Below are 16,247 nucleotides of genomic sequence, written 5' to 3'. Positions count from 1 at the left end.
TATTGACAATGTCATGAGAAGTCTGATTGCTTATTTTATTAAATACCCCGTATCGGGCAATGCCATCTTGGTGTTGATTCTTATTTTTGGTTTTTTTGGGCTTACTAGCCTCAAATCGACCCTGTTCCCAGAGCGTGAGAGCCGTGTGATCAGTATCCAAATTATATATCCCGGCGCAGCACCCGAAGAAATAGAAGAAGGGGTAGTGCTCAAGATAGAAGACAACCTCAAGGGCATCACAGGGCTGGAACGGGTCTCTTCGGTCTCTCGCGAAAACAGCGGAACCATCACCATAGAGGTGCTCAAAGACTATGACACGGACTTGGTACTACAGGATGTCAAAAATGCTGTAGACCGTGTGAGCAACTTCCCCGCAGAGATGGAGCCGTTGGTCATCTACAAGATGGAAAACCTCAGCCGCGCCATCAACTTCTCCATCAGCGGAGATGTAGACTTACGTACGCTCAAACGCTTTGCTCTTGAGATTGAAAACGACCTCCGCAGCGTAGAGGGCATCTCTAAGGTAACGCTTTCGGGCTACCCCGACGAGGAAATAGAGATTGCCTTCCGCGAGGCAGACTTACAAGCCTACCAAATTTCCTTTCAGCAAGCCACCGAGGCCGTCCGTAAGGCCAATATAGAAGTAACCGGAGGCACAATCAAGGGAGAGCGCGAAGAGCTACTTATTCGAGCCAAATCGAAGGCTTATTATGCCGAGCGCTTCAAAGACATTGTTATCAAGACCAATGCCAATGGCCAAGTAGTTTATCTGCGTGACATTGCCGATGTGCGCGACCGCTGGGCCGATATCCCTGACCGTACTTATATCAACCAACAACCGGCGGCCCTCATCACGGTCGAAAATACCATTAACGAGGACATACTCTTCATTACAGACTACATCCGCGACTATGTGAAGGAGTTTAATGAGAAAAACGATGTAGTCAAGGCCACCATCGTACAAGACAGCTCCATCAACTTGCGCCAACGTATCGAGCTTTTGGTGAATAACGGCATTGTAGGCGCAGCCTTGGTAATCATCTTCTTGGCCTTGTTTCTGAACCCTTCTCTGGCTTTTTGGGTGTCGGCAGGCTTGCCTATCTGTTTTATGGGGATGTTTATCGTAGGGGCTATTGCCGGGTTGACCATCAACGTCATCTCACTCTTTGGGATGATTCTGGTAGTGGGTATTCTGGTAGATGACGGCATTGTTGTGGCCGAAAATATTTACCAACACTTTGAGCGGGGCAAAGACCCCATCACGGCGGCCATCGACGGCACCATGGAAGTGTTGCCCTCGGTTATTTCGGCAGTATTGACTACTGTGATAGCTTTTTCGGCTTTCTTCTTCTTGGATGGCCGTGTGGGCGAGTTCTTCCAAAATATGGCCTTTGTCGTCATCACAACCCTGTTGTTTTCTTTGGTAGAATGTGCCCTCATCTTGCCTGCGCACATTGCGCACTCCCTAGAGACAGGTAAGCCCACGCCTTGGCGTGCAGTTACTAACAAGGTATTCGGCTTTATAGATAGGGTGATGGGTGCCGTAATGGGCTGGATGCGTGAAACACTCTACGCCCCCGTGTTACGCTTCACTATCCGAAATCCACTCTTTATTGTCGGTATTTCGATCGGAAGTATGTTTATCGTCATTGGGGCCATCGAAGGCGGCATCATCAAAACGACATTCTTTCCCTTTATTGACCGCGACAACATCGACATCAATCTCTTGATGCCGGCGGGAACACGAGAGAATATTACCGAAAAATACACACTCTATATAGAAGAGAAAATAAAACAAGTAAATGAGGAAATCAAACAACAACGCCCCGACGGACGTGATGTCGTGGCGATTATCGACCGACGCATAGGCCCCGAAACTCACCGAGGAACCATTGCCATCACTTTGCTCAATGGAGAAGACCGGGCGATGCCCAGCTTTGTCATCTCCAACCGTATCCGAGAGCTGGTGGGCGAAATCCCTGGTGCCGAAAACCTCTCTTATGGTATTGCCTCAGCCTTTGGCAAGCCAGTATCTATTTCTATTTTGGGCTACAACAAAGAAGAGATGCAGCAGGCCAAAGACGAAATAAAAGCGGCCTTAACCAGCCTTTCCTCATTGCGTGATATCATTGACAATGACCAAGAGGGCTTGAGAGAGCTGAACATAGAGCTAAAAGAAAAGGCCAAAGCCCTAGGTTTGCAACCACAAGATATTATAGGGCAAGTGCGGCAAGGCTTTTTTGGAAGCGAAGCCCAGCGCCTACAGCGCAACGTAGACGAGGTGCGGGTGTGGCTGCGCTATGATGAAAGCAACCGGAAGTCTATCAGTGATTTGGAGGATATGCGTATCCGCCTGCCCGAAGGTCAAGAAATTCCGCTGAGGGAGCTGGCTACCCTCACCAGCACGCGTGGGGTGGTCTCTATCAGCCACCTCGACGGCAAACGCGAAATCAGGGTAGAAGCAGATTTGGCCAACCCCAATGAGTCTGTAACTGAAATTCTAGCCGATATTCAGACCAACATTTTGCCACCCATTATGGCCAAATATCCAGCTTTGCGCACTTCTTATGAAGGCCAAAGCCGAGAAAGCGACAAAACGCAGCGCTCGGCACAGGTGGTCTTACCGATTGTGTTTTTGCTCATGTTTGCGGTGGTGATGATGACCTTCCGCTCTGTATGGCAAACGGCTATCGTGTTTCTGATGATTCCGCTGGGCTTGGTCGGAGTTGGTATTGGGCATTATATCCACGGGGCTGCCATCAGCTTTTTCTCCGCCCTCGGGATGATTGCCTTGGTAGGGGTAATGATCAATGACTCGCTTGTATTTGTGAGCGCATTCAACGGTTATCTCAAAGAAAGAAAGCCCTTTATTGCAGCACTACACGAGGCCGGTATGTCGCGCTTCCGCCCAATCTTGCTCACCACTGTTACTACGGTAGCCGGTCTTGGCCCCTTGATTTTGGAACGCAGTCTACAAGCCCAATTTCTAATCCCGATGGCCATATCGCTGAGCTATGGCCTCTTGGTGGCTACATTCACGACCTTGGTACTTTTGCCGGCCTTGTTGATGTTGGCCAACGACATCAAGCTTTACAGTGTGGCCTTCCGGCAGTTCTTATTTGGCCAAAAAGAGTCCTTACCATCTCGTGAGTCACTGGAGCCTGCCGTAAAAGAGCTGGAAGCCGAACATATCCAATAAGTCAGAAAACAAAGAATCACCTCAAACTACGTCATCCGTATTTTTGTCATGACACATTATGCCCGTCTAATTTGCTTGCTTAGCCTTGGCCTATGGCCTTGGCTGGCGCAGGCTCAACAAACTACGCTCACACTGGAGCAAGCCATCCAGCAGACCTTTGCCAACAATTACAGCATCAAAGTAGCCCGTTATCAGGTAACAGTAGCCGAAAACGCCGCTATTGCCGGCAATGCAGGGCTGATGCCTACTGTAGCGCTGAATGCAGGGATGAGCTACAGCCTCAATGATGTAAACCTTGTTTTTTTGAGTGGCGATGGGCAAAGCATCGACAATGCCGCCACTGTCAGCGGCAACGCCTCTATAGAAGCTCGGTATATCCTGTATCAAGGGGGAGCCAACAAGCGCAACCTTCAGAATCTATTGTTGACGGCGCGCCAAACCGATGCAGAGTCGCGTAGATTGGTAGAAGAAACCCTCAGCCAAACCATCAATGCATATTATGCCGTGGCTTTGGCGCAAGAGAATCTCAGCGTAGCCCAACAAGCCATCGACATTTCTACAGACCGCTTCAAGCGGGCGCAGCAACGAGCCGAGTTTGGCGCTGCTTCTAGTCTCGATGTGCTCAATGCTACCGTAGACCTCAACGCTGACAGTGTGCGCTATTTTGCTGCCAGTATAGACTACCGCAACGCCAAGCGTAACCTTAACAACCTCATGGCACAAAGCCTCGACTATGATTATGAGGTTGAAAAACAAGTGGCCGATGCCGATCTTCCGGCGCTCAACACACTCTTGGGGAAAGCCAAAGAAAACAACGCGGAGTTGGTGGCTATCCGCCAAAATTTGCGTGTATCAGAAAATAGCCTACACATCGCCCAAGCAGCCAATTATCCTACGATAGACCTCAATGCAGCCTATGGCTATAACCGTACCGAAGCACAGGCCGGCTTTGTAATCAGCAACCAAACACGGGGCTTTAACGCCGGTATTACGCTCAATTGGCCTATTTTCAATGGTATGCAACGCCGCACGCAAATCCAAAATGCACGCATTGGGGTAGACATTGCCCAAGAGCAAGAAAAGCTAATCCAAGAGCGGATTGAGCGAGAGGTTGTCAATGCTTATGCAACGTATGAAAACGCCCTCTTTGTGGTGCGGATGCAGGAGCGCAACGTGCGGATAGCTGAGCAAAATTTTGAGCAAAGCACTGAGAAATTTAACTTTGGGCAAATCAATACTACCCAATTCCGTGAAGCGCAGCTCAACCTCGTACAAGCCCGCAATGCACTCAACAATGCATACTTTACAGCCAAAACTGCCGAGCTGGAGGTAGTGCGCCTCTCTGGAGAGCTACTACAGGAACTGCGCTAAATGCGCCTTTTGCTCAACTATTTGGCCTGGAATCCGTTAGGGACAATACCTGATTTTTGGCAAAATGTTGTTTGGATATTTTAAAGATTGATACATAAAATGGATTGGCGGCTCAAGCAATGGGATGTGTTTATTCACTGGGGAGTTGACCACTCCATGCCCGAAGCCTTACAAAAGCGTATTTTACTCTCCAACCAAATCAGCCTCTTGCTCGCTTTTTTGAGCTTGGGGCTGATACTTTTGAGCCGCCTAGAATTTCAGGAATATCCTATTAGCAGCCCCTTTATTATAGAATTTATTTTTTACCTCAGTATGCCACTGCTGAATAGGTTGGGCTATCAGCGGATGGTGCTGTATTTGTTGGCGTTGAGTATGCCGGTTTATAATCTAGGGGTTGCGTTGATGGCCAAGTATCTCCACCCCGAAGCTGTACTGGTAGTACAATACTTTGCGCCAAGGCTGGTTATTCTGGCTTCGGTAGTCTTGCCCTTGTTGTTGTTGGATATGCGCCAGCGCCTTGACCGATGGTTGGGCCTAGGCCTGCCCTTACTTTGTCTTTTGTCTTTTGATGGGTTACACTGGCTCTTGGGAGTGGCTCCCTCGCAAGTAGGCTTGCGCCTAGAGGGTTATTTTATCGTAACGGCCTTTAGCGTGTTGGGCTATTTGCTTTTTGTGTTGAGTCTACTTGCCCTGCTCAATGTCAATGCGCGTTACGAAAGCAAGGTCAGGCACTTGTTGCAAGAGCTGCGTTACAGCAACCGTGAGCTAAAGCAAAGCCAATACCAACTAGCTGAGGCATACGAAGAGCTGAATGCTTCACACGCTTCTATTAGCGAACAAAAATATGACCTAGAGCAGCGCAACCAACAGATTCAGCGGGTGAGCCAAGCCCTTCAGCGTCAAAAAGAAACACTCGAAGAACACAGCCAGATATTGTTGCTATTGGCGCGTAGCCCCTATGTACAAGGTGGACAACTGGCGCAAGCCTTGGCCGAAATTACCCGTACTTCTGCCGTTACGATGTTGTGTACACGGGTCAGTGTGTGGGAATATCGCAATGATGCTCAGGTGTTGGAAGCGCTTGATTGTTATGATACTCGTATTAACCAGCACCAATCCGGCGACTTATTATACCTTACAGACTATCCGGCGTTTTTCAATATTGTCCGCCAAGAGCGCATCGTAACCGCCTCAGATATCGCCCAAAATGCGCATACCTATGAAATGAGCGAATATTTTGCCCAACAACAAAGCCGGGCGCTGCTGGCCTTGTCTTATTTTATGAATGGACTGCTGCGTGGTGTAGTGATTTTTGAAAATGCCGAGCCAAGAGACTGGGACGCTGCTGATGTTAATTTTTTGGTCTCTATTGTCGAAACCATCACGGTAGTATATGAAAGCCAAGAGCGCCAACAAGCCTTGGAGCAAATCAGACAGCAAAAAGAGGAGATAGAAGCCCAACGCGACGAGCTAAATCGAAAACAGGAAAAACTCCTTGCTGCTCAACGCCTCATAGAGCGGCAAAATACCGAACTAATTCATTATAATAGCAACCTACAGGAAATGGTCAATACCAAGGCCGCAGAGCTACAAGCAGCTACCAAAGATTTAGATACGTTTATCTACCGCGCCTCTCATGACCTAAAATCTCCCTTGACTTCACTCGAAGGCCTACATCATCTGGCTACCTTGGAACTAGCCGACAGCCCCATAGCCCGCGAGTACCTAGAGCGTATCGGGCAGAATACCCAGAAAATGCACGATTTGCTTCAGGGGCTGATAGAGGTGATGGAAATCAAGTCGATGCAAGTAGAGCGGAGCAAGGTAGACTTCAAACAGTTGGTCAGGTATCAGCTCAATTTGCTGGCTCAAACCGAAACATTGGAGCCGCTGGCCATCGATGTAAGGGCCTGCCAACCGCTCATTCATACCGATAAAGAGCTGCTTGGCGCAGCAATGTATAGCCTGATACATAACGCAATACAGTACCAGAAGCCTTCTTCGCCCACACACCACCCCTATCTGACCATTAGGCTCATTGATAAGCCCAAAGACTGGCTAATCTTGGTCAGAGACAATGGACAAGGCATAGACACGGCTGTTGCACCGTATATTTTTGACATGTTCTATAAAGCTACCGAACGCTCCAAAGGAGAAGGGTTGGGCTTGTATACTGCCCAAAACGCAATTCAGAAACTTTGCGGAAGCATTCATTACGCTAAAAATTCTTTAGGAGAAACGGCTTTTACTATACGATTGCCGAAATAAAGGCACAAAAAAAGGAGTCTCTAAAAGAGACTCCTCTCCATACCTGTGAATCACAAGACCGATGTCATAAACACTACCGGCGGGTTAGCCTTGTATGGAAACTAATATGAATACGATTCCGAATACTGATCATCTATTTCAGAAACAAAGCGCCGCCCTCTGTTCGGTTTAGCTCCTTTTGACGATTTCTTATTGCGTGATTTGTTTGCCTCAAAATCGTCTTGTTCCAAGTCTCTAAACTTTTTGATTTTGGAATTTTTGGACATGATACAATAGAATTTACATATAAAAATATGAGTTCACGAATGGATTCGTTCTGCTAAAATAGCAATAAAAACCATAAATCATAACTTATTAACGATTAATCAAACCAAAAGTTAGCCGCTAACAGCATCATACCGGCTGAAGCTAATACTAATTGGCTAATTGTGTGGAATTTAGCCAAAGAACAACTCTATAAAAGTTTCAAACGTATATTGGTTAAGTTCTATAAAAACACAGTGAGCACAAAGGTTTGGTTAGAGATTTGCGCTAACCAAAATGACCTCTTCTTCCGAACTCACCCATACCCCCCAATACTTATGCTACAATTCCTACAAAACATTTCCGAATTCGTAGAAGCTATTTTTACACTCGAAGCGCGCTGGTTTCATTATTTGCTGGTGTTACTGCCGATTTGGATCTTGTATATGGCCGTGGTGGATGCTTTTTTCAATAAGCGCAACACCATCAAACGCAATTTTCCGGTAGTAGGGCGTTTACGCTACTTGCTGGAGTCTATAGGGCCGGAATTGCGGCAGTATATTGTAGCCAATAACCGCGAAGAGCTACCGTTTAACCGAAGCCAACGCGCTTGGATTTATGCGTCGTCTAAGAAAGAAAATAACTACGAAGGCTTTGGTACAGACAAAGAAATCTATGCTTCGGGGCATGTATTCATCAACCCGGCACTTTTTCCTTATCGTATAGAGCCGGGGCATATCAATCACAAAGATCCTTATTTTTTGCCTTGTGCGAAGGTAATGGGAGCCGGGAGGCGCAAACGCCCCTACCGCCCCTATTCGTTGGTCAATATCTCGGCAATGAGTTTTGGAGCACTTTCGCGCAATGCAGTGATTGCGCTCAACAAAGGAGCCAAGATGTCGGGCTGTTATCATAGTACTGGAGAAGGAGGCTTGGCGCCTTATCATAAAAATGGGGCAGATGTGATGTTTCATTTTGGAACTGGTTACTTTGGCGTACGCGATGATAAAGGGAACTTTTCTATGGAGCGGCTAGTAGCACTGACCGAGGCCAACCCCTTTGTCAGAGCCATAGAGGTCAAGATTTCACAAGGGGCGAAACCAGGCAAAGGAGGGGTGTTGCCTGCCTCCAAAATCACCAAGGAAATCGCCGATATTAGGGGCATCCCTATGGGGCAGGATGTCCTTTCTCCTGCGTACCACAGTGCGTTTAGCAATATTCCGGAGTTTTTAGATTTTCTGGAGGCTATAGCCGACCGTACAGGGCTGCCTGTGGGTTTCAAGGCTGCCGTAGGCAAGTTGGATATGTGGGAAGAGTTGGCAGACCGGATGGTGGCCACCGGCACAGGCCCTGATTTTATCTCCATCGATGGAGGGGAGGGCGGCACAGGGGCTGCGCCACACTCATTTGCCGACCACGTATCGCTGCCCTTTACGTTTGGCTTTGCCAGTGTATACAAGATATTTTTAGACCGAGGGCTTACCGACCGTATCGTTTTCATTGCTTCTGGGCGCTTGGGCTTCCCTGCCAAGTCTATTATGGCCTTGGCTATGGGGGCAGATCTGATTCACGTGGCGCGTGAGGCAATGCTCTCCATTGGCTGTATCCAAGCGCAAATATGCCATACCAATAAGTGCCCGGCCGGAGTGGCTACCCAAAATTGGTGGCTTGAAAGAGGGCTAGACCCCACGCTCAAGTCTGTCCGATTTTTTAACTACCTGAAAACATTGCGCAAAGAAATCCTCGAAATCACCCACGCTAGCGGCTACGAACACCCCTGCCAATATACGATGCACGATATAGAGATGGGTATGGGAGACAGCCGCAAGACCCATACACTCTTTGAAAACTATGGCTATGATCGCTCTCCGGTTGCGTTTCAGGGGATGGAACACCTGCTTCAGTGTGCAGACTTGGGTGGACTGGGTAACCACTTACTGGATGTGAAAAAGGCCTTGGCACAAGCCAAATAAGTGATGCCTAATTAAGGGCTTGTTCACGCCACTGGACATTTTTCAAATTCCATAGTTAAAACTGTGGGTTAGGTCTCATTGTGCCCCCAAAATGAGGCCTCAACTTGTCTCGGGGCTAGAACTCTGAGCTACTTTTCCAAAAATGTCCAGTGGCGTGGAGCTTGTTTAAAACCCCCTTCATCGATACCAAAAAACTTGTTTTTGGCTGTTATGTCGTTAAAAATGCTCGTCGTAGCCCTCCCACGATTTTAATCGTGGGCTAAATGGTAACGCCTACGCTTTTTGCCTGGCAACAGCACAAAAATCATCTGTTTCGAGTGCCACACCGAAAATTTCAACACGCGCTAAGCAGCGCGACTGCCTACAGATGCCCAATATCGGTACAGCGGAATACCCCATAGGTAGAGCAAAAAAGGATAAAAAGACACCCTATAGCGCAATAAACTACCAAAGTTGGGAGAAGCAAAAGCCAATAACAGGGCCAAGCATCCGGCATAAATAACCAAGGCGGCTACCAAGGGCTCGCCCTCTGTGGATTGTTTGTATGCCAATAGACAGGCCACAAGCCCCCAACCCAAAAACAAGGTGTTTTCGAGCATCGCCAAGCGCTGCAACCAGCCTTGTTGCCAACTATCTACCCACAGTATAGGCCTGAAAAGCCCTCCAAACAATGCCTGAGGGGCATTATACAGCAAGTCTGTCCAGTGGCTGTGTAAGGCATAGTACCCTTTCTGGCTGATTTTGGTATAGTTGATGGCCTGAGCCGGATGCGAAAAATGATAGCTAGTGTTGTGGTTGACGACTAGACTATGAAAAAAATCGCTAGGGTTGAAGTGGGGGTGGCTTAGGCTCAACAAACCCAACAATACCCCAAAGGTAGATAAGCCCAAAAGCCACTGTAGCATTGGCCTTCGTCGGCTATTGGGTAAGCCTGTTATCACATATTGGTTGGAGGCCAAGAGCATCCAATAACAACCTATTGCCCCAATCAGGGCTGCGGCATAATAAAACTTGAGCGCCAAAAGTCCGCTTAATGCCAAGGCAGATTTGGCCAAAGACCATGTCAGGTACCGGGGTGTGTCAGCAAATAATTGTTGGACAATAAACGCGATAGCTGCCCACGCGAGGGCTTCTTTTTGGAGGCCGCTAGTCCAAAAGCTTACCGTAGGCCATAACAAAAAAGCCAAAACAGCCGCCGAAGTGTAGGCTGGCCAGCGTGCTTCGAGTTTGCGCAGCAGCCCCCACGTAGCTGCAAAGCTAAGTAGGCTGAAGTAGGCACTCATCAGCCAATAATGCTCGGCACAGCCCAAGGCCAGTAGGCTCAGCGGCTTGAGCAATACCAACACCCTAGGCTGATACCACAGCTCGGCGGCGGTCAAGACTACCTCTGGATGCCAAGCCGTATGCCACCAAAAATGCCAATATACTTGAGGTTCGGCCAAGGCCAGTTGTGCTAAGAGCCGGCTATTTTGAAAAAACACCACGGTATCCCCACCTTGATAATAGCTCATATACATCCAGCCAAATGCCCATCCGGCGCCTAGCTTGAGGCCTAGCGCTGGCCAAAACCAACGGCGCAGCGCAGCGCTAGCGCTGCGTTGCCGAAGCCAAGATACCCAAAACGCTATCAGAAGGCTATGCAGAAAAAGCAGCAGGGTTTGGGGCATAGATGGTGATAATGTAGCCGAAACTTGAATTGATGTATCCTCCAAAATACTTGGTATGATGCGCAAAGTTCGAAAGGCTTGGACAAAGGAGCAATAGTGTATGGACTTTGTTTGGAGAGACAGGGTTATATCTAAGCAGAAAATCCCCTATTTTTGTGTGTTGAGAGGAGGGTATCTGCCTAAAAAAACCACTCAGTATGCCCGAGTGGTCAGAAAGAATATCAAAATTGGCTTATTCAGTATCAAAAATAGTTACCTTTTGTACAAGGCATTGCTTGGAGGTATAAATTTTCAGGTAATAGACTCCTTGCGCCAAGGCGATATTGTGTATAAATGGGTTGATGGGATGTACTTCTTGCTCTAGCAGTAGTGTTCCCATAGGGTCAAGGAGTTGTACCTTGGCCAGCCTGTCGGTTTCTTCCAAACCTACTAATAGCTGTATGCTGCTTCCTCGTTTGACGGGCAGCGGCTCGGCAGCGATTTTTTTGAGGGCAGTAGTGTCCGTTTTTGATTGCGCAGCCTGTACCTCTTGGGGGCACTGTGGGCAGCTTGTTGTTGGCAACTCCAAGGGAGTCAACAAGACGCTCCAGCAAAACCATATAATCAAGTGTAATGATTGTATCATAGTCAACAGATTAGCTATAAACCTCAAAGCTTGGAGGTTATCCGTGTGTCCATTTGTTTTGATAAACGATAAATATTGCCCAAAGTTACTTATTTGTCTACCAACGACGTATTCTACCCCACGAAGCGTCGATTTATATTTATGAGCGTATGATAAATTCCTCCTCCCCCCCTGTTGCAGCCCTACCTTTGTTGGTGGCGGTAGTAGGCCCTACGGCTGTTGGGAAAACGGCCACAGCCATTGCGCTTGCGCAAGCTTTTGATACGGCGATTGTATCAGCAGATGCGCGGCAGTTTTATCGGGAAATGTCGGTAGGCACGGCAGCTCCTACGGCGGCAGAGTTGGCCGCTGCCCAGCATCATTTTATCCACTCACACAGCATACAGCAGTCTTACAGTGTGGGGCAGTATGAGCAAGAGGCCTTGGCCTGCTTAGCACAACTATTTGTGGATAAGCCGGTGGTAGTCTTGGTGGGGGGCTCAGGGTTGTATGTCAAGGCTTTGTGTGAAGGCCTAGATAACTTGCCGCCGATACCGCCCGAAATCCGCGTCCAGCTACAGCAGCGCCTAGAAGCCGAGGGGTTGGAGTCGTTGGTGGCTGAGCTAGCACAGCGAGACCCTCACAGCTACAACCAGATTGATCGGCATAACCCTCAGAGAGTGTTGCGGGCTTTGGAGGTTTGTATCGGTACGGGTAAGCCCTTCTCCTCTTTTCATCATCATCAACCTAAGCCCCGACCGTTTCGGGTTTTGTACATTGGCCTTGACTTGCCTCGCGAACAGCTCTATGGGCGCATAGATACCCGTGTGGAGGTGATGGTAGCGCAAGGGTTAGAAGCTGAAGCGCGGCGACTTTATCCATATCGTATGCACAATGCCCTCCAAACCGTAGGATACCAAGAGTGGTATGGGTATTTTGAAGGGATTTATGACAGAGAAGAAGCCCTGAGACTGCTTAAACGAAATAGCAGGCGCTATGCCAAAAGGCAATTGACTTGGTTTCGGCGGATTCGTGAGATACAGTGGTTTAGCCCCGAACAACAAGCAGCAATTCTGGCCTATGTTCAGACACATATTTGACAGCTACCCCAATGTATGGGAAAAAGGCTGACAATCAAAAAAACCACCCCAAAATCATTGGGATGGTAGTTATTTGAGAACCAGAGCGCTTTATTTTCCTTATTCTCAAGAATTGTCAAGGCATATATTTCCCCAGACAATCTTGATTGGGGCATAAAGCCTCGACTGTGGCACAAGACTATTTGCGCTTTGCCACATACCGCAGCTCTATAAATCCGGTCATTATCTCGGCAGCGCTTTTGAGCATCAGGTCTTTGTTGTTGCTGTCGGCGGCTTCGAGTTTTTTGCGTGCTTCTAGCTTTTGTTCCTGTTCTTCGGTTTCGAGGCGGCGTGCGGCCTCTTGGAGGGAGATGAGCTTTCGTTCGCGCAGTTTCTGCTGTTCTTCGATGTCTTTGATGAGCAACATAAAGTCATCATCTGTTTTGAGTTTTTGCTCAAAAAGCAGGCGCAGTTGTTTGAGATCATCTGCACTGACGATATTGGCCGACTTGTAATTAGTGGGCGATATTTCGTCCCAAGGGAGGGCATTGGGGGCGGCAGCCTCACTCAGCTCGTCGCGGCTGTATGGTGATGGGAACAAGATGTCGGGGGTTACTCCTTTGTTTTGTGTGCTGCTGCCTGTGATACGGTAAAACTTCGAGATGGTCAAGTTCATATGGCCGGGGTGCTTGTCGCCGGTATTGATATATCTTCCAAAATCGACCATAGACTGGACGGTTCCCTTGCCGAAGGTTTCTTCTCCGATGACGAGGCCACGCTTATAGTCCTGTATTGCAGCTGCGAAGATTTCGGAGGCCGAGGCACTAAATCGGTTGACAATCACGCCGAGCGGCCCATCGTATATTTTGGTAATATTTCGGGTTTGGCCTAGTGATACGTCTCCGTTGGCATCTCTGATTTGGACAACAGGCTTATCATCCACAAAAAGCCCCGTTAGGTCAATCGCCTCTTTGAGGGAGCCACCGCCGTTGTTGCGTAGGTCTATCAGTAGGCCGTCAATTTGTTCGGCTTGCAGCTCTTGTACCAATCGGGCTACATCGCGGCTGGTGCTTTTGTAATTGCGGTCGCCCTTGGCCATTGCGTCAGCATCGAGGTAAAAAGAGGGTACTTCGATGACCCCGATGCGGTAGGTTTTTTTCCCTTCTTGGATGGTCAAGATTTTTTTCTGGGCAGATTGTTCCTCAAGGGTGATTTTATCTCTAATCAGCCGGACTTCTTTGGGTTTGGCCGTAATGGCTAGGCCGGCGGGCAAAACTTGTAGGCGCACGGTAGAGCCTTTGGGGCCTCTGATTTTCTGCACTACTTCATCAATCCGCCATCCTATTACATCAACATACTCCCCGGTTTCATCTTGTGCGACAGCTAGGATGCGGTCGCCTTGTTTGAGTTCGTTGCTTTTGAAAGCAGGGCCTCCCGGGCGCACCTCTTGGATGACGGTGTAGTCGTTTTCGGAGCGAAGCACTGCCCCAATCCCTTCTAAGGATTTGCGCATATCCATCATAAAATTGTCAGAGGAGATGGGCGAGAAGTAATTGCTGTGTGGATCATATGCGCCACTGAAGGCATTCATATATAGCTCAAAAACATCTTCGGAAGTGGTTTTTTCAACATTTTTGAGAAACCGCTCATAGCGTCCTCGCAGCGTTTCTACAATTTCCTCTTGGCTCTTGCCGGTTAGATGTAGGCTGAGCGCTTGGTTTTTGATGACCTTGCGCCACTCTTCGTCTAGCTCGGCTTGGGTAGCTGCCCAGGGTGCGTCGTCGCGGTCATAGAGATATGTTTCGTCTAGGGTGTAGTCGTGTGTGGTGAGCAGCGTTTCATTGAGTATTTTGTTGATACGTGCGAGCAAACGATTTTGGTAGACAGCATAAATCTCGAAGGCCGGGGCGATTTCGCCCATAGCCAGCTGATTGTCTAGCGAGTGGGTGTATTTGCTAAAAGAGGCAATGTCAGAGGCCAAGAAATAGAGCTTGTTGTTGTCTAATGACTGAAGGTAAAGCTTGAGGGCTTCTTCAGAGATACGGTCATCAAGCTTAGCCTGATTGTAGTGCATTTGTTGTAGCAGGGTGGCTACTAATTGTGCTTTGCGATAGTGAATGGGTTCAGGCTTGAGACGAATGGTATCGGCCAAGGCCTGATAGGTCGGCTCGCCTGTTGTATGCTTGTTGCTTCCTACCCAAGACCATATCCACGTTGCGGCAGCAAGGGGTATGATGAGGAATAGCGCTTTTTTCATAAGGTACATCTTTCTCTACAAACTTAATGGGTACTGAACTAATAGGAAGGAGACAGGCTTTGGTAGAGGGTTTGCTGAAGGCAAAGCTCGATAAAGTCTGTGGGGAATGAAAATCTGAGCCTATGGGCAATGTTGCCCAATGAGCGAATTTAGCAAAAAACGAATACAAACATAGGGTTTGGGCTTTTATCTTTTGTGTCTTGTCGTATTTCGATAACGTATGAAGGAGTCGTTTTGTTGATAAGGTGGTTGGCAGATTGGGGCTAGTTCATGTATTAAGACTTACGCAATTTGACTTTCTTGCCCCTCAAGGGTTTTAGTGCGAGCGTGTAATATGGGCACATATAGTCTGTGTATATGTCGTATTAGCCTCAATATCAGGATACTATGAGTGCTTCAGAAGTCGTCTCGTTGTTGGCGGCGAATCCAGTAAAGCAGCCAGAAGAGCAATATTGCGCCACAAATAATGAGCGAAAGCACCCTTTGTAGTTCTTGGTTATGGGTAGCGTCGGTGGCGACGGCAGTGCTATCCAATAAAAGGGACAGAAAAATCAGTAGGATAGACATTTGGGCTATAAGGTGGGGATGGGCATTCGGGGCATAGGGCTGATGGCTTGGGAGCTGAAATCTTGGGCGAGGTACTTGTGGTATCCGGCGATGGCAATCATGGCGGCATTGTCAGTACAATACTCAAAGGCAGGGAGATATACCTGCCAGCCTTCGGTTTGGGCGGCGGTTTCTAAGGCTTGCCGCAGGCCGCTATTGGCCGATACGCCGCCGGCGATGGCGATATGCCGGCATTGGTATTGTTGGGCGGCTTGTTTGAGTTTATCAAGCAAGATACTGACCAGTGTATGTTGGACAGAGGCGCAGATATCGGCCAGGTTTTCTGTAATAAAGTCAGGATTATCCTTTAGCTGTGCTCTAAGGAAGTACAAAATAGCTGTTTTTACGCCACTAAACGAGAAATTGAGGCCTTCGATATTGGGTTTGGTAAATGGGAATGCGCGGGGGTTGCCTTTTTGAGCATAAGCATCGACCATAGGGCCACCGGGGTAGGGCAGGCCAAGGAGCTTGGCTGTTTTGTCAAAAGCTTCGCCTACGGCATCGTCAATGGTTTCGCCGATGATGTGCATTTTGGTGGGTGCGCTGACAATCACGAGCTGCGTGTGCCCCCCGCTCACGGTCAGGCATAGGAAAGGGAAGGGTGGGTGAGGCTCGTCAATAAAATGTGCCATTATATGCGCTTCCATATGGTTTACTTCTACTAGCGGGATGTTGAGGCTAAGGGCAAGACCTTTGGCAAAGGAAGTCCCAACCAACAAAGCACCCAAAAGGCCGGGTCCTCGGGTAAAAGCTACTGCATTTAGCTCAGATTTTGTTATTTTTGCTTCTTGAAGCGCTTGCGCCACCACCGGAATGATATTTTTCTGATGTTCGCGGGAGGCCAGCTCTGGTACTACGCCGCCATATTGCTCGTGAACGGTTTGGTTGGCCACAACATTGGCCAATATTTTACCGTCTTTAAGCACGGCAGCCGCAGTTTCGTCGCAAGAAGATTCTATCGCTAATAGTATTACGCCCAT

At 48.4% G+C, this 16,247-nt stretch carries 10 protein-coding genes; 5 read left to right on the top strand and 5 right to left on the bottom strand.

Annotation, left to right across the window (positions count from 1 at the left end; genetic code table 11):
• Positions 1-13: 13 nt before the first annotated feature.
• From G499_RS0116010 to G499_RS0115995, 4 genes are all read left to right on the top strand, one after another.
• Positions 14-3,199, top strand: a complete 3,186-nt coding sequence (locus tag G499_RS0116010) for an efflux RND transporter permease subunit (RefSeq protein ID WP_027000771.1) — start codon at positions 14-16, stop codon at positions 3,197-3,199.
• A gap of 48 nt (positions 3,200-3,247) precedes the next feature.
• Positions 3,248-4,570 (top strand): TolC family protein, encoded by a 1,323-nt coding sequence (locus G499_RS0116005; protein WP_027000770.1) that lies wholly within the window; start codon positions 3,248-3,250, stop codon positions 4,568-4,570.
• 99 nt (positions 4,571-4,669) lie between these two features.
• On the top strand, positions 4,670-6,838 hold the full coding sequence (locus G499_RS0116000) for a sensor histidine kinase (protein ID WP_027000769.1): 2,169 nt from the start codon (positions 4,670-4,672) through the stop codon (positions 6,836-6,838).
• A 581-nt stretch (positions 6,839-7,419) separates the two neighbouring features.
• Entirely contained in the window at positions 7,420-9,054 is a 1,635-nt protein-coding gene (locus tag G499_RS0115995; protein WP_035727923.1) for a glutamate synthase-related protein, read from the top strand.
• Positions 9,055-9,398: 344 nt separating this feature from the next.
• Here G499_RS0115995 and G499_RS0115990 read toward each other — a convergent pair whose 3' ends face one another.
• A complete protein-coding gene (locus G499_RS0115990; RefSeq protein ID WP_027000767.1) occupies positions 9,399-10,721 on the bottom strand; it encodes a hypothetical protein in 1,323 nt (440 codons plus the stop codon).
• 232 nt (positions 10,722-10,953) lie between these two features.
• Entirely contained in the window at positions 10,954-11,346 is a 393-nt protein-coding gene (locus G499_RS0115985; protein WP_027000766.1) for a T9SS type A sorting domain-containing protein, read from the bottom strand.
• Positions 11,347-11,495: 149 nt separating this feature from the next.
• Between G499_RS0115985 and miaA the strand changes: the two genes are divergently transcribed.
• On the top strand, positions 11,496-12,425 hold the full coding sequence (gene miaA, locus G499_RS0115980; RefSeq protein ID WP_051296328.1) for a tRNA (adenosine(37)-N6)-dimethylallyltransferase MiaA: 930 nt from the start codon (positions 11,496-11,498) through the stop codon (positions 12,423-12,425).
• A gap of 178 nt (positions 12,426-12,603) precedes the next feature.
• Here the strand turns inward: miaA and G499_RS20425 are convergent, their stop codons facing one another.
• From G499_RS20425 to tsaD, 3 genes are all read right to left on the bottom strand, one after another.
• Positions 12,604-14,661 (bottom strand): carboxy terminal-processing peptidase, encoded by a 2,058-nt coding sequence (locus G499_RS20425; protein ID WP_035727922.1) that lies wholly within the window; start codon positions 14,659-14,661, stop codon positions 12,604-12,606.
• A 396-nt stretch (positions 14,662-15,057) separates the two neighbouring features.
• On the bottom strand, positions 15,058-15,228 hold the full coding sequence (locus G499_RS21940) for a hypothetical protein (RefSeq protein ID WP_154658508.1): 171 nt from the start codon (positions 15,226-15,228) through the stop codon (positions 15,058-15,060).
• Positions 15,229-15,233: 5 nt separating this feature from the next.
• Positions 15,234-16,247 carry a tRNA (adenosine(37)-N6)-threonylcarbamoyltransferase complex transferase subunit TsaD gene (gene tsaD, locus G499_RS0115965; protein ID WP_027000764.1) on the bottom strand — a complete coding sequence of 338 codons (1,014 nt, stop codon included), beginning with the start codon at positions 16,245-16,247 and terminating at the stop codon, positions 15,234-15,236.

It is taken from the genome of Eisenibacter elegans DSM 3317 (assembly GCF_000430505.1).
In the GTDB taxonomy this organism is placed as follows: Bacteria; Bacteroidota; Bacteroidia; order Cytophagales; family Microscillaceae; genus Eisenibacter; species Eisenibacter elegans.
The sequence above is the reverse complement of the archived record's forward strand: the minus strand, read 5'-3'. Positions and strand labels throughout refer to the sequence as shown.